General features: G+C 67.2%; 29 protein-coding genes. All 29 read left to right on the top strand.

The window, feature by feature from the left end; genetic code table 11:
• Window positions 1-87 precede the first annotated feature (87 nt).
• The 29 genes from DLJ59_RS30510 (at window position 88) to map (ending at window position 18,570) form a co-directional block, all read left to right on the top strand.
• A complete protein-coding gene (locus tag DLJ59_RS30510) occupies window positions 88-468 on the top strand; it encodes a hypothetical protein (protein WP_124777004.1) in 381 nt (126 codons plus the stop codon).
• Between the two features lie 509 nt (window positions 469-977).
• Window positions 978-1,352, top strand: coding sequence for a 30S ribosomal protein S12 (gene rpsL, locus DLJ59_RS30505; RefSeq protein WP_007465318.1), 375 nt, complete (start codon window positions 978-980; stop codon window positions 1,350-1,352).
• A gap of 1 nt (window position 1,353) precedes the next feature.
• Window positions 1,354-1,824: a 30S ribosomal protein S7 gene (gene rpsG / locus DLJ59_RS30500; RefSeq protein WP_007465317.1), complete on the top strand. Its 471-nt coding sequence runs from the start codon at window positions 1,354-1,356 to the stop codon at window positions 1,822-1,824.
• Window positions 1,825-1,899: 75 nt separating this feature from the next.
• Window positions 1,900-3,996: an elongation factor G gene (fusA, locus tag DLJ59_RS30495; RefSeq protein WP_124777002.1), complete on the top strand. Its 2,097-nt coding sequence runs from the start codon at window positions 1,900-1,902 to the stop codon at window positions 3,994-3,996.
• Window positions 3,997-4,208: 212 nt separating this feature from the next.
• Entirely contained in the window at window positions 4,209-5,402 is a 1,194-nt protein-coding gene (gene tuf / locus DLJ59_RS30490; protein ID WP_124777000.1) for an elongation factor Tu, read from the top strand.
• 349 nt (window positions 5,403-5,751) lie between these two features.
• On the top strand, window positions 5,752-6,060 hold the full coding sequence (gene rpsJ / locus DLJ59_RS30485; protein ID WP_007073037.1) for a 30S ribosomal protein S10: 309 nt from the start codon (window positions 5,752-5,754) through the stop codon (window positions 6,058-6,060).
• An 11-nt stretch (window positions 6,061-6,071) separates the two neighbouring features.
• Entirely contained in the window at window positions 6,072-6,737 is a 666-nt protein-coding gene (gene rplC / locus DLJ59_RS30480) for a 50S ribosomal protein L3 (RefSeq protein ID WP_124776998.1), read from the top strand.
• The gene (gene rplD, locus DLJ59_RS30475) at window positions 6,734-7,384 is read left to right on the top strand and encodes a 50S ribosomal protein L4 (protein WP_124776996.1); all 651 of its coding nucleotides are present in this window, start codon (window positions 6,734-6,736) and stop codon (window positions 7,382-7,384) included. The genes rplC and rplD overlap by 4 nt, the downstream gene beginning before the upstream one ends.
• On the top strand, window positions 7,381-7,683 hold the full coding sequence (rplW, locus tag DLJ59_RS30470; protein ID WP_007465304.1) for a 50S ribosomal protein L23: 303 nt from the start codon (window positions 7,381-7,383) through the stop codon (window positions 7,681-7,683). The genes rplD and rplW overlap by 4 nt, the downstream gene beginning before the upstream one ends.
• Window positions 7,684-7,695: 12 nt before the next feature.
• Window positions 7,696-8,535 (top strand): 50S ribosomal protein L2, encoded by an 840-nt coding sequence (gene rplB, locus DLJ59_RS30465; protein ID WP_030329891.1) that lies wholly within the window; start codon window positions 7,696-7,698, stop codon window positions 8,533-8,535.
• A 12-nt stretch (window positions 8,536-8,547) separates the two neighbouring features.
• The gene (rpsS, locus tag DLJ59_RS30460; RefSeq protein ID WP_007465299.1) at window positions 8,548-8,829 is read left to right on the top strand and encodes a 30S ribosomal protein S19; all 282 of its coding nucleotides are present in this window, start codon (window positions 8,548-8,550) and stop codon (window positions 8,827-8,829) included.
• A gap of 41 nt (window positions 8,830-8,870) precedes the next feature.
• Window positions 8,871-9,329: a 50S ribosomal protein L22 gene (rplV, locus tag DLJ59_RS30455; RefSeq protein WP_007465297.1), complete on the top strand. Its 459-nt coding sequence runs from the start codon at window positions 8,871-8,873 to the stop codon at window positions 9,327-9,329.
• Window positions 9,329-10,198 (top strand): 30S ribosomal protein S3, encoded by an 870-nt coding sequence (gene rpsC / locus DLJ59_RS30450; protein ID WP_007465294.1) that lies wholly within the window; start codon window positions 9,329-9,331, stop codon window positions 10,196-10,198. The genes rplV and rpsC overlap by 1 nt, the downstream gene beginning before the upstream one ends.
• Window positions 10,199-10,201: 3 nt before the next feature.
• Window positions 10,202-10,627, top strand: a complete 426-nt coding sequence (gene rplP / locus DLJ59_RS30445) for a 50S ribosomal protein L16 (protein ID WP_007465292.1) — start codon at window positions 10,202-10,204, stop codon at window positions 10,625-10,627.
• A complete protein-coding gene (gene rpmC, locus DLJ59_RS30440; RefSeq protein ID WP_007465283.1) occupies window positions 10,627-10,863 on the top strand; it encodes a 50S ribosomal protein L29 in 237 nt (78 codons plus the stop codon). The genes rplP and rpmC overlap by 1 nt, the downstream gene beginning before the upstream one ends.
• Window positions 10,860-11,138 (top strand): 30S ribosomal protein S17, encoded by a 279-nt coding sequence (gene rpsQ / locus DLJ59_RS30435; protein ID WP_112584814.1) that lies wholly within the window; start codon window positions 10,860-10,862, stop codon window positions 11,136-11,138. Before rpmC ends, rpsQ begins: the two co-directional genes overlap by 4 nt.
• A 97-nt stretch (window positions 11,139-11,235) precedes the next feature.
• Window positions 11,236-11,604 carry a 50S ribosomal protein L14 gene (gene rplN, locus DLJ59_RS30430; RefSeq protein ID WP_007073026.1) on the top strand — a complete coding sequence of 123 codons (369 nt, stop codon included), beginning with the start codon at window positions 11,236-11,238 and terminating at the stop codon, window positions 11,602-11,604.
• Window positions 11,601-11,921, top strand: a complete 321-nt coding sequence (rplX, locus tag DLJ59_RS30425) for a 50S ribosomal protein L24 (RefSeq protein ID WP_007465276.1) — start codon at window positions 11,601-11,603, stop codon at window positions 11,919-11,921. Before rplN ends, rplX begins: the two co-directional genes overlap by 4 nt.
• Window positions 11,921-12,487, top strand: a complete 567-nt coding sequence (gene rplE / locus DLJ59_RS30420) for a 50S ribosomal protein L5 (RefSeq protein ID WP_124776994.1) — start codon at window positions 11,921-11,923, stop codon at window positions 12,485-12,487. Before rplX ends, rplE begins: the two co-directional genes overlap by 1 nt.
• 1 nt (window position 12,488) lies before the next feature.
• Entirely contained in the window at window positions 12,489-12,674 is a 186-nt protein-coding gene (locus tag DLJ59_RS30415; RefSeq protein ID WP_007465272.1) for a type Z 30S ribosomal protein S14, read from the top strand.
• 116 nt (window positions 12,675-12,790) lie between these two features.
• A complete protein-coding gene (gene rpsH, locus DLJ59_RS30410; protein ID WP_007465270.1) occupies window positions 12,791-13,198 on the top strand; it encodes a 30S ribosomal protein S8 in 408 nt (135 codons plus the stop codon).
• A gap of 16 nt (window positions 13,199-13,214) precedes the next feature.
• Window positions 13,215-13,757 (top strand): 50S ribosomal protein L6, encoded by a 543-nt coding sequence (gene rplF, locus DLJ59_RS30405; protein WP_124776992.1) that lies wholly within the window; start codon window positions 13,215-13,217, stop codon window positions 13,755-13,757.
• Window positions 13,754-14,143 carry a 50S ribosomal protein L18 gene (gene rplR, locus DLJ59_RS30400; RefSeq protein WP_030329901.1) on the top strand — a complete coding sequence of 130 codons (390 nt, stop codon included), beginning with the start codon at window positions 13,754-13,756 and terminating at the stop codon, window positions 14,141-14,143. The genes rplF and rplR overlap by 4 nt, the downstream gene beginning before the upstream one ends.
• A gap of 33 nt (window positions 14,144-14,176) precedes the next feature.
• Window positions 14,177-14,791, top strand: coding sequence for a 30S ribosomal protein S5 (gene rpsE, locus DLJ59_RS30395; RefSeq protein ID WP_007465263.1), 615 nt, complete (start codon window positions 14,177-14,179; stop codon window positions 14,789-14,791).
• The gene (rpmD, locus tag DLJ59_RS30390; protein WP_007465262.1) at window positions 14,791-14,973 is read left to right on the top strand and encodes a 50S ribosomal protein L30; all 183 of its coding nucleotides are present in this window, start codon (window positions 14,791-14,793) and stop codon (window positions 14,971-14,973) included. Before rpsE ends, rpmD begins: the two co-directional genes overlap by 1 nt.
• A complete protein-coding gene (gene rplO / locus DLJ59_RS30385; protein WP_124776990.1) occupies window positions 14,973-15,416 on the top strand; it encodes a 50S ribosomal protein L15 in 444 nt (147 codons plus the stop codon). Before rpmD ends, rplO begins: the two co-directional genes overlap by 1 nt.
• A 232-nt stretch (window positions 15,417-15,648) precedes the next feature.
• A complete protein-coding gene (gene secY, locus DLJ59_RS30380) occupies window positions 15,649-16,977 on the top strand; it encodes a preprotein translocase subunit SecY (RefSeq protein WP_124776988.1) in 1,329 nt (442 codons plus the stop codon).
• Entirely contained in the window at window positions 16,978-17,631 is a 654-nt protein-coding gene (locus DLJ59_RS30375) for an adenylate kinase (RefSeq protein ID WP_088950228.1), read from the top strand. It begins immediately after the preceding gene.
• Between the two features lie 87 nt (window positions 17,632-17,718).
• On the top strand, window positions 17,719-18,570 hold the full coding sequence (gene map / locus DLJ59_RS30370; RefSeq protein ID WP_124776986.1) for a type I methionyl aminopeptidase: 852 nt from the start codon (window positions 17,719-17,721) through the stop codon (window positions 18,568-18,570).
• Window positions 18,571-18,591 lie beyond the last annotated feature (21 nt).

Below are 18,591 nucleotides of genomic sequence, written 5' to 3'. Positions count from 1 at the left end.
CCGCCGGGGCACGCTCCCGGGTGGGGTGGCCCGCAGGGGCGTTCGGTAGCGCCGCCCACCGACGACCAACGCCGCCCGCCGAAGCGGGTGGAGACGGTTTCGGGTACCCCGTTCGGCGTCGTGCACCTGGACGTGGCACCGGTCACCTCCGGGTTGGCCATCGGGGCGCTGGTTGCGGGGATCGCCTCGGTCCTGGTCTCGCTGCTGGTGATCTGCTTCGGAGTGGCCTTCAAGAACGACGGTGGTGCCTGGGCCTCCGGGGCGTTCGCCGCGCTGGGTGTGCTGGCCGGCGGTGCGGCGGTCGTCGTCGGCCTGCTCGGCCGGCGGCAGATCCGTCGGCCGGCCGCGCCCTCCGCGGTCCAGTTCACCGGCCGTGGACTGGCGATGGCGGGGATCAGTTGCGGTGCGGCGGGGGCCCTGCTCAGTGCCCTGGGTCTGGGTCTGGCCCTGCTCCTCACCCTGACCTGAGGGTGATCATCGACAGATCCGACGCCTGACGGGGGTTTCCCGCGGAAGGCTTCCGGTCCCCCCGGGGGCGATGGGTGCTTCTGCGGGGGAGCCGGTACACTTGTATTCGTAGGTGCCCATCGCGGGCGACAGGGCAAGACGAGATCCGGCTGGCGGGTGTGAGACAGTCGCCGGGCCAATCCGTTTTGACCTGGGCGGTTGTGGTAGGTACTCTTTCCCCTTGTGCCCGGGCGTGCCCGGGCAACTCGTGCGTGCGCTGTTTCCGGCTTACGGACGGCGGCACGACAAAGCCAAAGATCCGGGGCGGGGCGACCCGCGTGCCGGTGACAAAACCCGGTACGCACGCGAAAGCGTCGCAACGGGGCCGTGACGAGGGCGACACGCCCGACCGCGGGTGCCGGGGTCTCCGCAAGGTGACCCTGGTCGGAATGTAGGAGAGCCGGTCATCAGGCCGGTTAACGAGCAGACGGCGCGGCCACGAAAGCGGCCGAAGGGAGCGGAGAAACCCGGTGCCCACGATCCAGCAGCTGGTCCGAAAGGGCCGCCAGGCGAAGACGACCAAGACCAAGACCCCGGCGCTGAAGGGTTCCCCTCAGCGGCGCGGCGTGTGCACCCGCGTGTACACCACCACCCCGAAGAAGCCGAACTCGGCGCTGCGCAAGGTCGCTCGCGTGAAGCTCAGCAGCCAGATCGAGGTGACCGCCTACATCCCCGGCGTCGGTCACAACCTGCAGGAGCACTCGATCGTGCTCGTCCGCGGTGGCCGGGTGAAGGACCTCCCCGGCGTGCGGTACAAGATCGTTCGCGGCTCGCTGGACACCCAGGGTGTCCGCAACCGCAAGCAGGCGCGCAGCCGTTACGGCGCGAAGAAGGAGAAGAGCTGACATGCCGCGTAAGGGACCCGCTCCGCGGCGGCCACTGGTCGCTGACCCGGTGTACAACTCGCCGCTGGTCACCCAGCTGGTGAACAAGATTCTGCTCCGCGGCAAGCGTCAGCTCGCCGAGTCCATCGTGTACGCGGCCCTCGAAGGCTGCCGCGAGAAGTCCGGCACCGACCCGGTCGTCACCCTCAAGCGGGCGATGGACAACGTCAAGCCGACCCTCGAGGTGCGTAGCCGTCGTGTCGGTGGCGCCACCTACCAGGTTCCGGTCGAGGTCCGCCCGACCCGGGCGACCACCCTGGGCCTGCGTTGGCTGGTCACCTACTCCCGCGCCCGGCGCGAGAAGACCATGGTTGAGCGGCTGATGAACGAGCTGCTGGACGCGAGCAACGGCCTCGGTGCCGCCGTCAAGCGGCGCGAGGACACGCACAAGATGGCCGAGTCGAACAAGGCCTTCGCGCACTACCGCTGGTAACACCCTGGGTTCCGGCGCCTTCGGGCGCCGGAACCGCCACCAGTTGAGTCGAGACGACGATAAGTAGGGATTGAAGTGGCCGCCGCAGACGCGCTCGCCAACGTACGCAACATCGGCATCATGGCGCACATCGATGCCGGTAAGACCACGACCACCGAGCGAATCCTGTTCTACACCGGCATCACGTACAAGATCGGTGAGGTCCACGAGGGCGCTGCCGTCATGGACTGGATGGAGCAGGAGCAGGAGCGTGGCATCACCATCACCTCCGCTGCCACCAAGTGTGAGTGGAAGGGCCACACGATCCAGATCATCGACACGCCCGGCCACGTCGACTTCACGGTCGAGGTCGAGCGGTCGTTGCGGGTCCTGGATGGTGCGGTCGCGGTCTACGACGGTGTCGCCGGCGTGGAGCCGCAGACCGAGAACGTCTGGCGGCAGGCCGACAAGTACAACGTCCCGCGGATGTGCTTCGTCAACAAGCTCGACCGGACCGGTGCCGACTTCTTCCGCTGCGTGCAGATGATGATCGACCGGCTGAACGCCACCCCGCTGGTGCTCCAGATCCCGATCGGGCTCGAGGGCGACCACATCGGTGTCGTCGACCTGATCGGCATGCGCGCCCTCACCTGGCGCGGGGAGACCCAGAAGGGTGACGACTACGCGGTTGAGGAGATCCCGGCCGACCTGGCCGACTCCGCTGCCGAGTGGCGCGAGAAGCTGATGGAGACCCTCGCCGACGTCGACGACGCGGTGATGGAGAAGTACCTGGAAGGCGACGAGGTCTCCGTCGAGGAGATCAAGGCCGCCATCCGGCGTGCGACCATCGCTGGCAAGGCCAACCCGGTGCTGTGCGGCTCGGCGTTCAAGAACAAGGGCGTCCAGCCCATGCTCGACGCCGTTGTCGACTTCCTGCCGTCGCCGCTGGACGTTCCGGCGATCGAGGGTACGGCCACCGACGGCGAGACCCCGCTGCTGCGTAAGCCGTCCAACTCGGAGCCCTTCTCCGGTCTGGCCTTCAAGATCCAGACGGACAAGCACCTGGGCAAGCTCACCTACGTGCGGGTCTACTCCGGCACGCTCGATTCCGGTTCCCAGGTGGTCAACTCCACCAAGGACCGCAAGGAGCGGATCGGCAAGATCTACCAGATGCACGCCAACAAGCGGGAAGAGCGTCCGTCGGCGCAGGCCGGCGACATCATCGCCGTGCAGGGTCTCAAGCAGACCACCACCGGCGACACTCTCTCCGACCCGGCGAACCCGGTCATCCTGGAGTCGATGACCTTCCCGGAGCCGGTCATCTCGGTGGCGATCGAGCCGAAGACCAAGTCCGACCAGGAGAAGCTGGGCACGGCCATCCAGCGGCTGGCCGAGGAGGACCCGACCTTCCGCGTCCAGCTGGACGAGGAGACCGGTCAGACGGTCATCTCCGGCATGGGCGAGCTGCACCTGGACATCCTGGTGGACCGGATGCGCCGCGAGTTCAACGTCGAGGCCAACGTCGGCAAGCCGCAGGTGGCGTACCGCGAGACCATCCGCCGCAAGGTGGACAAGATCGAGTACACCCACAAGAAGCAGACCGGTGGTTCCGGCCAGTACGCCCGCGTGATCGTGAGCGTCGAGCCGCTGCCGCTGGACAACGACTCGCCGACCTACGAGTTCGCCAACGCTGTCAGCGGCGGCCGCATCCCCCGGGAGTTCATCCCCTCGGTGGACGCCGGTGCGCAGGACGCGCTGCAGTACGGCGTCCTGGCCGGCTTCCCGCTGGTCGGCGTCAAGCTGACCCTGCTGGACGGCCAGTACCACGAGGTTGACTCGTCGGAAATGGCATTCAAGATCGCCGGCTCGATGGTGATGAAGGACGCGGCCCGCAAGGCCGATCCGGCACTGCTCGAGCCGATGATGGCCGTTGAAGTCACCACTCCTGAGGAGAACATGGGTGACGTCATCGGTGACCTCAACTCCCGCCGCGGCATCATCCAGGCGATGGAGGAGCGCAGCGGCGCCCGCATCGTCCGGGCCCTGGTGCCGTTGTCGGAGATGTTCGGCTACGTCGGCGACCTGCGGTCGAAGACCCAGGGCCGGGCTAGCTACAGCATGCAGTTCGACTCCTACGCCGAGGTTCCGCAGAGCGTCGCGAAGGAGATCATCGCAAAGGCAACGGGCGAGTAGCGCCCTGAGCAGGTGATTCGTGGTCGGTCGTGGGCGGGTTCGCCCGCCTGCGGCCACCACGATCGGATCGCGTGAGACCGGGCCTGTAGGCTTCATCGCCGCAGAACCCACAAAGGCTCTCCGGCCGTCAGGCCGGAAAGGCTGTCGACAGAGTCCTAAGCGCCGACCGGCGCGCCGGGCGTACGAACCAAGAAGTCCACAGGAGGACACCAGTGGCGAAGGCTAAGTTCGAGCGGACTAAGCCGCACGTCAACATCGGCACCATTGGTCACATCGACCACGGTAAGACGACGCTGACGGCGGCCATCACCAAGGTCCTGCACGACCAGTACCCGGACCTGAACCCTTACACGCCGTTCGACGAGATCGACAAGGCGCCGGAGGAGAAGGCCCGCGGCATCACGATCTCGATCGCGCACGTCGAGTACCAGACCGAGTCGCGGCACTACGCGCACGTCGACTGCCCTGGGCACGCCGACTACATCAAGAACATGATCACCGGTGCCGCGCAGATGGACGGCGCGATCCTGGTGGTGGCGGCGACCGACGGCCCGATGCCGCAGACCCGCGAGCACGTGCTGCTGGCCCGTCAGGTCGGTGTGCCGTACATCGTCGTGGCGCTCAACAAGAGCGACATGGTCGATGACGAGGAGCTCCTGGAGCTCGTCGAGCTCGAGGTTCGTGAGCTGCTCTCCTCGCAGGAGTACCCGGGTGACGACCTGCCGGTCGTTCGGGTTTCGGCGCTGAAGGCCCTCGAGGGTGACCCCGAGTGGACCGGCAAGCTGCTGGACCTGATGACCGCTGTCGACACCTCGATCCCGCAGCCGGAGCGCGAGATTGACAAGCCGTTCCTGATGCCGGTTGAGGACGTCTTCACGATCACCGGTCGTGGCACCGTCGTCACCGGTCGCGTGGAGCGCGGCGTTCTCCTGCCGAACGAGGATGTTGAGCTCGTCGGCATCAAGGAGAAGAGCTTCAAGACCAAGGTCACCGCGATCGAGATGTTCCGGAAGACCCTGGACGACGCCCGCGCAGGCGAGAACGTCGGCCTGCTGCTGCGTGGCACCAAGCGCGACGAGGTCGAGCGCGGCATGGTCGTCGTGAAGCCGGGCTCGAACACCCCGCACACGGAGTTCGAGGCGACGGTCTACATCCTCTCCAAGGAGGAGGGCGGCCGGCACACCCCGTTCTTCCAGAACTACCGTCCGCAGTTCTACTTCCGGACCACGGACGTCACCGGTGTCGTCACCCTCCCCGAGGGCACCGAGATGGTCATGCCGGGTGACAACACGTCCATGTCGGTGAAGCTGATCCAGCCCATCGCCATGGAGGAGAACCTCAAGTTCGCGATCCGCGAGGGTGGCCGTACCGTCGGCGCCGGGTTCGTCACCAAGATTAACAAGTGAACTAGGTAACCCCGATTAGACCCGCCGCCGGTCGTGCGGCATACTAGTCAGGTTGCGTAACGACAGTTCGTCGCCTGTGTTCGGCTTTGCTGAACCTCCGGGTGGCGAGGCAGTCGAGCGTAGGGTGGTTGGCGGCCCAGTCGCCAACCACCCTCGCACGGCGTTCAGGTCGCGGTAATGCGATCGGCGCCTTGACCCACCGCGCGGTCAGCACCAATCCGGAACCACGGGGCGGAGCTCGGCCCGAGGGCGCGACACGCCCGACCGCGGGGGTCGGCGAAGTGGGCCTGTACCAGCCGGTACAGGCGCCCGCAACACAGCGGCATCGAGAGAAGGAACAGAAGCCACCATGGCGGGACAGAAGATCCGCATCCGGCTCAAGGCCTATGACCACGAGGTCGTCGACTCCTCGGCTCGGAAGATCGTCGAGACGGTGACGCGCACCGGGGCGCAGGTCGCGGGCCCGGTGCCGCTGCCCACGGAGATCAACCGTTTCTGCGTTATCCGCTCGCCGCACAAGTACAAGGACTCGCGCGAGCACTTCGAGATGCGCACGCACAAGCGGCTGATCGACATCATCGACCCGACCCCGAAGACGGTCGACTCGCTCATGCGCCTCGACCTGCCGGCTGGCGTCGACATCGAGATCAAGCTGTAGGGACCGGACAAATGGACAGGCAAGTCAAGGGGATCCTGGGCGCCAAGCTCGGCATGACCCAGGTCTGGGACAACAACCGTGTTGTTCCCGTGACCGTGGTCGAGGCCGGCCCGTGCGTCATCAGCCAGGTTCGTAGCGCCGAGAAGGACGGTTACTCCGCGGTCCAGCTCGCGTACGGCACCATCGACCCGCGCAAGGTCAAGAAGCCGGTCAGCGGGCACTACGCCAAGGCGGACGTGGCGCCGCGCCGGCACATCGTCGAGCTGCGCACCACGGACGCCGGGGAATACTCGCTCGGCCAGGAAGTCACGGTCGAGGAGTTCCCGGTCGGCGTCACCATCGACGTCACCGGCAAGACCAAGGGCAAGGGCTACGCCGGCCCGATGAAGCGGCACGGCTTCCACGGTCTGCGCGCCAGCCACGGTGTCGAGCGCAAGCACCGCTCGCCCGGTTCCATCGGCGCCTGCGCCACTCCGGGTCGTGTCTTCAAGGGCACCCGGATGGCCGGCCGGATGGGTGGCGTGCGGTACACCGTGCAGAACCTCACCGTCCAGGCGGTCGACACCGAGAACAACCTGCTGCTCGTCCGGGGTGCCATTCCTGGTCCCAAGGGCGCGCTCGTTCTGGTCCGTACCGCGGCCAAGAGCAAGGTGAAGAAGGGCGGTGCGGCCAAGTGACCACCGTTGACGTGCGCACCGTCGAAGGCACCACCAGTGGCTCGGTCGAGCTGCCGGCGGACATCTTCGACGTGCAGGCCAACGTCGCGCTGATGCACCAGGTCGTGGTGGGCCAGCTCGCGGCGGCCCGACAGGGCACGCACAAGGCCAAGACCCGCGGCGAGGTCGCCGGTGGCGGCAAGAAGCCGTACAAGCAGAAGGGCACCGGTCGCGCCCGGCAGGGCTCGATCCGCGCGCCGCAGTTTGCCGGCGGTGGCGTGGTGCACGGTCCCGTGCCGCGCGACTACAGCCAGCGGACCCCGAAGAAGATGAAGGCCGCCGCTCTGCGGGGTGCCCTCTCCGACCGGGCCCGCGCCGGGCAGGTGCACGTCGTCGAGGCGTTCGTCTCGGGCGAGAAGCCGTCGACGAAGGCGGCCCTGGCCACGCTGACCAAGCTCACCGAGGCCCGTCGGGTCCTGGTCGTGCTGAGCAGCACCGACGAACTGAACTGGGTGTCGCTGCGCAACGAGCCGCGGGTGCACCTGATCGAGTCCGGCCAGCTGAACACGTACGACGTGCTGGTGGCCGACGACGTGGTCTTCACCAAGGACGCCCTGGACGAGTTCCTGGGCGTGCCCGCCGAGACCACCGAGGAGGGTGGCAAGTGAGCACCATCGCCGACCCGCGCGACATCATCGTGGCGCCGGTCGTCTCGGAGAAGAGCTACAGCGAGCTGAACCGGAACTGGTACACCTTCCTGGTGCACCCGGACGCGAACAAGACCGAGATCAAGATCGCTATCCAGCAGATCTTCAACGTCCGCGTCCTGACGGTCAACACGCTCAACCGCCAGGGTAAGCGCAAGCGCACCAAGACCGGCTTCGGTCAGCGCAAGGCGACCAAGCGGGCGATCGTGAAGCTGGCTGACGGTGACCGCATCGAGGCCTTCGGCGGCCCGGTCAGCTGAGGGGTGTAGACAATGGCTATCCGTAAATACAAGCCGACGACGCCGGGCCGACGTGGCTCGAGTGTCGCTGACTTCGCCGAGATCACCCGGTCCACGCCGGAGAAGTCGCTGCTGGCTCCGTTGCCGAAGAAGGGCGGGCGTAACGCCCACGGCCGGATCACCACGCGGCACCACGGCGGCGGTCACAAGCGCCAGTACCGTCTGATCGACTTCAAGCGGGTCGACAAGGACGGCGTGCCGGCGAAGGTCGCTCACATCGAGTACGACCCGAACCGCACGGCGCGCATCGCGCTGCTGCACTACGCCGACGGCGAGAAGCGGTACATCATCGCGCCGAAGGACATGAAGCAGGGCGACCGCGTCGAGTCCGGCCCGGGCGCCGACATCAAGCCGGGTAACAACCTGCCGCTGCGCAACATCCCGGTCGGTACCACCATCCACAACGTGGAGCTGCGTCCGGGTGGCGGGGCCAAGCTGGCCCGTTCCGCCGGCGTCGGTATCCAGCTGCTCGGCCGTGAGGGCGCGTACGCGACCCTGCGTATGCCGTCCGGCGAAATCCGGCGGGTGGACGTGCGCTGCCGCGCCAGCATCGGCGAGATCGGCAACGCCGACCAGTCGAACATCAACTGGGGTAAGGCCGGCCGGATGCGGTGGAAGGGCAAGCGCCCGACCGTCCGTGGTGTCGCCATGAACCCGGTCGACCACCCGCACGGTGGTGGTGAGGGTAAGACCTCCGGTGGTCGCCACCCGGTCAACCCGCAGGGTAAGCCCGAGGGCCGCACCCGCCGTAAGGGCCAGCCGAGTGACCGGCTGATCGTCCGCCGTCGCTACGCCACGCGTAAGCGCGGCTGAGGGAGATAAGACATGCCTCGCAGCCTGAAGAAGGGCCCGTTCGTCGACGACCACCTGCTCAAGAAGGTGGAAGTTCAGAACGACAAGGGCTCCAAGAACGTGATCAAGACCTGGTCGCGGCGCTCGACGATCATCCCGGAGATGCTGGGGCACACGATCGCCGTGCATGACGGACGCAAGCACGTCCCGGTGTTCGTGACCGAGGCGATGGTCGGGCACAAGCTCGGCGAGTTCGCGCTGACCCGCACGTTCAAGGGTCACGAGAAGGACGACCGGAAGAGCCGTCGGCGCTGACGCCGCGGGCATACGGATAGAGGGAACAAGGGGTTACAGCGATGCCAGGAAAGGGCGACGCTCCGGTGCTTCCGGGCGCGCGGGCGGTTGCGCGGCACGTGCGCATCTCGCCGATGAAGGCGCGCCGGGTGGTCAACCTCGTCCGCGGCCTGCCCGCGAAGGAGGCGCTAACGGTGCTGCAGTTCGCGCCGCAGGCTGCGAGCGAGCAGGTGTACAAGGTGCTCGCTAGCGCGATCGCCAACGCGGAGAACAACGAGCGGCTGGACCCCGACGCGCTGCTCGTCAGCGAGGCCTTCGTGGACGAGGGCCCGACGATGAAGCGGTTCCAGCCGCGGGCGCAGGGTCGGGCGTACCGAATCCGCAAGCGCACCTGCCACATCACCGTGGCGGTCGAAGCGGTCGCGCCGGCAGCGCCGAGGAAGGCCGCGGCGAAGAAGGCCGCCCCGGCCACGGAGGCCGCACCGGCCGAAGCGCAGAGCAAGACGGAGGACGCCGAGTAATGGGTCAGAAGGTTCACCCCACTGGGTTCCGGCTCGGCATCTCGACCGACTGGAAGTCCCGCTGGTTCGCGGACAAGCTCTACAAGGACTACATCGGCGAGGATGTCAAGATCCGCCGCATGATGTCCAAGGGCCTCGAGCGTGCCGGGATTTCCAAGGTCGACATCGAGCGCACCCGCGACCGGGTCCGGGTCGACATCCACACCGCCCGGCCGGGCATCGTCATCGGCCGTAAGGGTGCGGAGGCCGACCGGATCCGCGGCGAGCTTGAGAAGCTCACCGGCAAGCAGGTTCAGCTGAACATCATCGAGGTGAAGAACCCCGAGTCGGACGCTCAGCTGGTCGCGCAGGGCGTGGCCGAGCAGCTGTCCAGCCGGGTCAGCTTCCGTCGGGCGATGCGCAAGGCGATGCAGTCGGCGATGAAGAACCCGGTCTGCAAGGGCATCCGGGTTCAGGTTTCGGGTCGCCTCGGCGGCGCCGAGATGAGCCGGACCGAGTTCTACCGTGAGGGCCGGGTTCCGCTGCACACGCTGCGGGCCAACATCGAGTACGGCTTCTTCGAGGCCCGTACGACGTTCGGTCGGATCGGTGTGAAGGTCTGGATCTACAAGGGCGACGCCGTCCCGGGCCGGGAGGCTCCGGCCGAGGCCGGTCCGTCCCGCCCGCGTCGTGGTGAGCGCGGCGACCGTCCCGAGCGTCCGCGCCGTGGCCGGTCGGGTTCGTCCGGCACCACGGCTGGTGGCACCGAGGCCGGTCGGGCTGCTGCGACCACCATCGCGCAGCAGGCCGAGACGCCGAGCGGCGAGCCGGTCGACAGCGCAGCTGTCGCCGCCGCTGCTGCTCCGGCAGAAACGCAGCAGGAGGGCTGACAGATGCTGATGCCGCGCAAGCCCCCGAAGGGCTTCCGCAAGCCGCACCACCCGGACCGCAGTGGCGCGTCCAAGGGTGGTAACCGGGTGGTGTTCGGCGAGTTCGGGATCCAGGCTCTCGAGCCGGCGTACGTGACGAACCGGCAGATCGAGTCGGCACGTATCGCGATGACTCGCCACATCAAGCGTGGTGGCAAGGTCTGGATCACGATCTTCCCGGACCAGGCCCTCACCAAGAAGCCTGCCGAGACCCGGATGGGTTCCGGTAAGGGTTCGCCCGAGTGGTGGGTCGCCAACGTCAAGCCGGGGCGGGTTCTCTTCGAGATGTCCTTCCCCAACGAGCAGATCGCGCGAGAGGCCATGCGTCGCGCGATCCACAAGCTCCCGATGAAGTGCCGCATTGTTACGCGCGAAGTGGGTGAATCCTGATGGCAGCGGGCGTTAAGGCGACCGAGCTGCGTGAGCTCTCCGAAGAGGAGCTGGTCACGAAGCTGCGGGAGGCCAAGGCGGAGCTGTTCAACCTCCGCGTGCAGGCCGCAACCGGGCAGCTGGACAACAACCGGCGGTTGCAGGTCATCCGTCGGGAGATCGCCCGGATCTACACGATCATGCGCGAGCGCGAGCTGGGGCTCTCGGCCGCGCCGACTGAGGTGACTGCATCATGACCGAAGACACCGCCACCGCCACCGCGCGGTCCCGCCGCAAGGTCCGTGAGGGCCTGGTGGTCAGCGACAAGATGGACAAGACCGTCGTGGTCGAGGTCGAGGACCGGGTTCGGCACGCGCTGTACGGCAAGATCATGCGCCGTACGAGCAAGCTGAAGGTGCACGACGAGCAGAACGCCGCTGGCACCGGTGACCGGGTTCTCATCATGGAGACCCGGCCGCTGAGCGCCACCAAGCGTTGGCGGATCGTGGAGATCCTGGAAAAGGCCAAGTAGCGAAGGCTCGAGCTCGCCCGGCGTTGCGTCGGGCGTTGGTTCCGCCAGGCTCCGGCCGCTACGGCGGCCGGAGAACCGGCAGACATAGGAGATAGACGTGATTCAGCAGGAGTCGCGACTGCGCGTCGCCGACAACACGGGTGCTCGGGAGATCCTGTGCATCCGGGTTCTCGGTGGCTCGGGTCGGCGCTACGCGAGCATCGGCGACGTCATCGTGGCCACGGTCAAGGACGCCATCCCGGGTGCCGGTGTGAAGAAGGGCGACGTCGTCAAGGCTGTCGTCGTTCGCACCGCCAAGGAGAAGCGGCGCCCGGACGGCTCGTACATCCGCTTCGACGAGAACGCCGCCGTCATCATCAAGGACGGCGGGGACCCGCGTGGAACCCGTATCTTCGGCCCGGTGGGCCGGGAGCTGCGGGACAAGCGGTTCATGAAGATTATTTCCCTCGCGCCGGAGGTGTTGTGACCGTGAAGGTCAAGAAGGGCGACACGGTCGTCGTCATCGCCGGCAAGGACAAGGGTGCCAAGGGCAAGGTCATCGCGGCCTACCCGCGGCAGGACAAGGTCCTGGTCGAGGGCGTGAACCGGGTCAAGAAGCACACCCGCATCAGCACCACCCAGCGTGGCGCCAAGACCGGCGGCATCGTCACTCAGGAGGCCCCGATCCACGTCTCGAACGTGCAGGTCCTGGACTCCGACGGCAAGCCGACCCGCGTCGGTTACCGGATCGACGACAACGGCCAGAAGGTCCGCATCGCGCGTAGCACCGGTAAGGACCTGTGATGACCACGGCTACCGAAAAGACCCTGCCGCGCCTCAAGGAGCGGTACCGCAACGAGATCGTGGCCCAGCTGCGTGAGCAGAACAGCTACGGCAACCCCATGCAGGTGCCGCGGCTGGTCAAGATCGTCGTCAACATGGGTGTCGGCGAGGCTGCTCGCGACGCCAAGCTGATCGATGGTGCGGTCCGCGACCTCGCCACGATCACCGGCCAGAAGCCGCAGGTGCGGCGGGCGACCAAGTCCATCGCGCAGTTCAAGCTCCGCGAGGGCATGCCGATCGGCGCGAAGGTCACCCTTCGTGGCGACCGGATGTGGGAGTTCCTGGACCGGCTGCTCTCCATCGCGCTGCCGCGTATCCGCGACTTCCGCGGCTTGGACGGGCGCAAGCTGGACGGGCACGGCAACTACACGTTCGGTCTGACCGAGCAGTCGGTGTTCCACGAGATCGACCAGGACCGGATCGATCGCCAGCGGGGCATGGACATCACGGTGGTCACGACCGCCACGACCGACGACGAGGGCCGGGCGCTGCTCAAGCTCCTGGGCTTCCCGTTCAAGGAGAACTGAGATGGCCAAGAAGGCGCTGATCATCAAGGCGGCCGCGAAGCCGAAGTTCTCGGTTCGCGCGTACACCCGCTGCCAGCGGTGCGGGCGTCCGAAGGCGGTCTACCGCAAGTTCGGGCTCTGCCGGGTCTGCATCCGGGAGATGGCTCACCGCGGTGAGCTGCCGGGCGTGTCCAAGGCTTCCTGGTAAGGGCGACCGCGTCCCGGCCGTCGGCCGGGAACTCCTGCACCGATTAGGTATTGCTCTTCGCCGTAGGCCCGGGGCTGATGCCCCGGGAACCCCGGCGAGAAAGGCTGACGAAATCCATGACGATGACCGACCCGATCGCAGACATGCTCACGCGTCTGCGTAACGCCAACCAGGCGTACCACGATCAGGTGAAGATGCCCTACTCCAAGATCAAGGCGAACATCGCCGAGGTCTTGAAGGCCGAGGGTTACATCGCCACCTGGTCGGTCGAGGAGCCCGAGGAGGGCGCCGTCGGCAAGCGACTGGTCGTCGAGCTGAAGTACGGCCAGAACCGCGAGCGGAGCCTGGCCGGCATCAAGCGCGTGTCCAAGCCCGGTCTCCGGGTGTACGCCAAGTCGGACGGGCTCCCCCGGGTGCTCGGTGGGCTGGGCGTGGCGATCATTTCGACGTCCCAGGGGCTGCTGACCGACCGGCAGGCCCGCAAGCGGAGTGTTGGCGGGGAAGTCCTCGCCTTCGTCTGGTAACGGGAGACAGGTAGAAATGTCGCGAATTGGACGTAAGTCGATCCCGGTACCAGCCGGCGTCGACATCACGATCGACGGGCAGACCGTCAAGGTCAAGGGCCCCAAGGGCCAGCTTGAGCACACCCTCGCCGAGCCGATCACGATCGAGCGGGCCGAGGATGGCGAGCTGAGCGTCAACCGGCCGAACGACGAGCGCAAGGCCAAGGAACTCCACGGCCTGAGCCGTACGCTGGTTGCCAACATGATCGTCGGGGTCACCGAGGGCTACCGCAAGAGCCTGGAGATCGCCGGCACCGGTTACCGGGTCACCGCCAAGGGTTCGGACCTCGAGTTCGCGCTCGGGTTCTCGCACCCGGTGGTCGTCCCCGCCCCGGCGGGCATCACCTTCACGGTGGAGCGGCCGACCCTGTTCCACGTGGCCGGCATCGACAAGCAGCAGGTCGGTGAGGTCGCCGCCAACATCCGGAAGATCCGCCCGCCGGAGCCCTACAAGGGCAAGGGCGTCAAGTACCAGGGCGAGGTCATCCGCCGCAAGGCTGGAAAGGCAGGTAAGAAGTGAGCGCCACGCTGCTCAAGCGCCGCCGCGGTGTCGCCGCCAAGCGCGCCGTTGGGCGTGCGCGTCGACACTTCCGCGTCCGCAAGAACGTCAGCGGTACGGCCGAGCGTCCGCGCCTGGTCGTCACCCGCTCCCTGCGGCACATGGTCGCCCAGATCGTCGACGACACCAAGGGTCACACCCTGGCGTCGGCGTCGACCCTGGACGCCTCGCTGCGCGGTGCGGAGGGCGACAAGAGCGCCCTGGCTGGCAAGGTGGGCGCACTGCTCGCCGAGCGGGCCAAGGCCGCCGGCGTCTCCAAGGTCGTCTTCGACCGCGGTGGCAACCGGTACGCGGGGCGAGTCGCCGCGCTTGCCGACGCCGCCCGCGAAGCCGGGCTCGAGTTCTAACAACCCCGTCACGAGAGAGAAGGAAGGCTGCTGATGCCAGGTCAACAGCGCCGTGGCGGCGGGTCCGGTGGCAACGAGGGTGGTCGCCGCGACAACCGCCGTGAGGGCGGCCGCGGAAACGCGCCCGTCGAGAAGACCCCGCACCTTGAGCGGGTCGTCGCGATCAACCGCGTCGCCAAGGTCGTGAAGGGTGGTCGTCGCTTCAGCTTCACCGCCCTGGTGATCGTGGGCGACGGCGACGGCACGGTCGGCGTGGGCTACGGAAAGGCCAAGGAGGTGCCCGCGGCCATCGCCAAGGGCGTCGAGGAGGCCAAGAAGCACTTCTTCAAGGTTCCGCGGATCGGTCAGTCGATTCCGCACCCGGTGACGGGTGAGGACGCCGCTGGCGTGGTGCTGCTCAAGCCGGCCTCGGCCGGTACGGGTGTCATCGCCGGTGGGCCGGTGCGTGCCGTGCTGGAGTGCGCCGGGATCCACGACGTGCTCTCCAAGAGCCTCGGCTCGTCGAACCCGATCAACATCGTGCACGCCACCGTGGCGGCCCTGAAGGGGCTTGAGTCCCCCGAGCAGGTCGCGGCGCGTCGTGGTCTGCCGGTGGAGGACGTCGCGCCGGCCGCCATGCTGGCGTCGCGTGCGGGGGTGGCGCGCTGATGGCACGCCTGAAGGTCACCCAGCTCCGGTCCGGTATCGGGACCAAGCACAACCAGCGTGAGTCGCTGCGTTCGCTCGGTCTCAAGCGGATCAACGACGTGGTGGTCAAGGAGGACCGGCCCGAGATCCGCGGCATGATCTTCACTGTGAGCCACCTCGTGAAGGTCGAGGAGGTCGAGTAATGACGATCAAGGTGCATCACCTGCGCCCGGCGCCCGGTTCCAAGACCGCGAAGACCCGTGTGGGTCGCGGTGAGGGTTCCAAGGGCAAGACCGCTGGTCGCGGTACCAAGGGCTCCAAGGCCCGCAAGAACATCTCGGCGGCGTTCGAGGGTGGGCAGATGCCCATCCACATGCGCCTGCCGAAGCTGAAGGGCTTCAAGAACAAGTTCAAGGTGGTCTTCCAGGTGGTCAACCTGGACCGACTCGCTGAGCTGTTCCCGAACGGTGGTCAGGTCGGCCCGCTCGAGCTCGTCGAGTCCGGCGCCGTCCGCAAGGGCCAGCCGGTCAAGGTCCTCGGCACCGGGGATCTCGGCGGTGTGGCGCTCCAGGTGTCCGCGCACGCGTTCAGTGCGTCGGCCAAGGAGAAGATCGCTGCCGCCGGTGGCTCCGCCACCGAGCTGTAAGGCGTACGACCATGGCGCCCGTCCAGTTGAGAGCAACTGGCGGGCGCCATGGTCTGCCTGGGGCCTGAGCGCCCGGTAACATCGGAATCGATTTATGTAGTCGGGCGCATCTGCCCGGACCGGGGTGAGGCTGTTAGAGTCCCATCCCAGCCATGGATTGCGGGCACTCGCTCGTGATCCACCCCGACCCGCCAGGGATCACCGGCGGCCCGCCTCGCGCAGGAGGAAGAAGTTGCTGTCCGCCTTTCTCAGTGCGTTCCGTACGCCTGACCTGCGCAAGAAGCTGCTGTTCACAGTAGGCATCATCGCGGTCTACCGGCTGGGTGCAACGCTCCCCAGCCCGGGCGTCTCGTACGGCAACGTGCAGAAGTGCCTCGACACCATCCAGGGTGACACCACCGGGGTGGTGAACCTGCTCAACCTCTTCTCCGGCGGAGCGTTGCTGCAGCTCTCGGTCTTCGCGCTGGGCATCATGCCCTACATCACCGCGTCGATCATCCTGCAGCTGCTGACCGTCGTGATCCCCCGCCTGGAGCAGCTCCGCAAGGAGGGCCAGGCCGGTCAGGCGAAGATCACGCAGTACACGCGCTACCTGACCCTGGGCCTCGGTGTGCTGCAGGCGTCGGCGTTCGTGGCGCTGGCCCGCTCGGGTCAGCTGTTCCAGAACCGCTGCGACCAGTTCCCGATCATCCCCACCGGCACCGGCATCCCGGACTGGCTGACCCTGGCAATCCTGGTGATGACGATGACCGCCGGTACCGGCATGGTCATGTGGCTCGGTGAGCTGATCACCGACCGCGGCGTGGGCAACGGCATGTCCGTCCTGATCTTCACCTCGATCGCGGCGCGTCTGCCCAGCGAGGGCTGGCAGATCAAGACCAGCAAGGGCTGGGACATGTTCGCCCTGGTCATCGCGCTGGTCCTGGTGGTCATCACCGCTGTCACCTTCATCGAGCAGGCGCAGCGTCGGATCCCGGTGCAGTACGCCAAGCGGATGATCGGCCGGCGGATGTACGGCGGCACCTCGACCTACATCCCGCTCAAGGTCAACCAGGCGGGTGTGATCCCGGTCATCTTCGGGTCGTCGCTGCTCTACCTGCCGCAGTTGGCGCTGCAGTTCTTCGACCAGACCGACCCGGGCAAGACCCAGGCGTGGATCCAGAACAACCTGGTCAACCCGAGCAGCCCGATCTACATCTCGGTCTACTTCCTGCTGATCATCTTCTTCACGTACTTCTACGTGTCGATCACGTTCAACCCGACCGAGGTCGCGGACAACATGAAGAAGTACGGCGGGTTCGTGCCGGGCATCCGCCCGGGCAAGCCGACCGCCGACTACCTCGACTTCATCCTCAGCCGGATCACCCTGCCGGGCGCGGTCTACCTCGGTGTCATCTCGATCCTGCCGAACTTCTTCTTCATCTGGCTGGACAACCAGCAGTACCAGAACTTCCCGTTCGGCGGCACCGCTGTGCTCATCATGGTCGGCGTCGGTCTGGAGACCGTGAAGCAGATCGAGAGCCAACTCATGCAGCGGAACTACGAAGGGTTCCTGCGGTAGATGAGACTCGTTCTGGTTGGCCCGCCGGGCGCGGGCAAGGGCACGCAGGCCGAGTTCATCGCCGCGCACCTCTCGGTGCCGAAGATTTCGACCGGAGACATCTTCCGGTCGAACGTCACCCAGGGCACGCCGCTCGGTGTCGAGGCGAAGCGGTACATGGACGCGGGCGAGCTGGTTCCGGACGAGGTCACCATCAACATGGTCCGGGACCGGCTGGCCGAGCCCGACGCCAGCGAGGGTTTCCTGCTCGACGGCTTCCCGCGGACGACTCCGCAGGCGGCCGCTCTGGACAAGCTCCTCGCCGATCTGGGCACCGCCCTGGATCTGGTCCTGGAGCTGGTCGTCGACGACGACGAGGTGATCCGGCGGCTCTCCGGTCGGCGTACCTGCCGGGGCTGCGGCAAGATCTGGCACGTCGAGTTCGACGCCACCACCCGGCCGGGCATCTGTGACCGGTGCGGCGCCGAGCTGTTCCAGCGCGACGACGACAAGCCGGAGACGATCGCCACGCGGCTTCGTGAGTACAGCGAGAAGACCGCACCCCTGGTCGACTACTACGGCGCCCAGGGCAAGCTGGTCGGGATCGACGCCACCGGCCCGGTGGAGGACGTCACCACCCGGGCCATCGACGCGTTGCGGTCGTACGGCGGCTGAGGTCCGGCCGGGCCACGGCGGATAGAGTGCGAACAGCGGGGTACGCGTTATGTGCCCCGCTGTTCGGCAACGAAAGGTAACCGCTCCATGCGTCGTCCCCAGCTGGATATCCAGCTGAAGACCCCTGACCAGATCGAGAAGATGCGGGCCGCCGGGTTGGTGGTGGCCGAGGCGCTGCGCCGGATGCGGGAGGCTGTTGCCCCCGGCGTGAGCACTGCCGATCTGGACGCTATCGCCGAGTCGACCATCCGCGAGGCGGGTGGCGTTCCGTCGTTCAAGGGCTATCACGGTTTTCCGGCGTCGATCTGCTCCTCGGTCAACGAGCAGATCGTGCACGCCATCCCGTCGCCGAAGCAGGTGCTCCAGGCCGGTGACCTGATTTCCATCGACTGCGGCGCGGTGCTGGACGGGTGGCACGGCGACTCGGCGATCACGGTCGGGGTCGGCGACGTCGACCCGGCGCTGCTGAAGATGGCAGCGGTCGCCGAGGACGCGATGTGGGCCGGTATCGCCGCAGCCGCGCGTGGCGCCGCCAGCGGCAAGGGCCGCCTCACCGACATCTCGCACGCGGTGGAGACCGCTGTGCGCAAGGGCGGCCGGTACGGCATCGTCGACGGCTACGGCGGGCACGGCATCGGCACGGAGATGCACCAGGACCCGCACGTGCTCAACCACGGTCGGCCGGGCAAGGGCCCGCGGCTGGTCCCCGGAATGGCGCTGGCGATCGAACCGATGATCACCATGGCGTCCCCGCGTACCGTCGAGTTGGCCGACGGGTGGACGGTCGTCACCCGGGACGGCTCGGTGGCCGCGCACGTCGAGCATTCGATGGCGCTGCTGCCGGACGGGGTCTGGGTGCTCACCGCGTTCGACGGTGGCCGCGCCCGCCTGGGCGACCTGGTGACCGCTCGCCAGCCCGCCGCCACAACAACCCCCTAACCTGTCTCTTATACAAATCTG

It is taken from the genome of Micromonospora inaquosa, from assembly GCF_003857055.1.
Taxonomy (GTDB): Bacteria; Actinomycetota; Actinomycetes; order Mycobacteriales; family Micromonosporaceae; genus Micromonospora; species Micromonospora inaquosa.
Note: the sequence above shows the minus strand (reverse complement) of the source record. Positions and strands in the feature narration are given on the sequence as shown.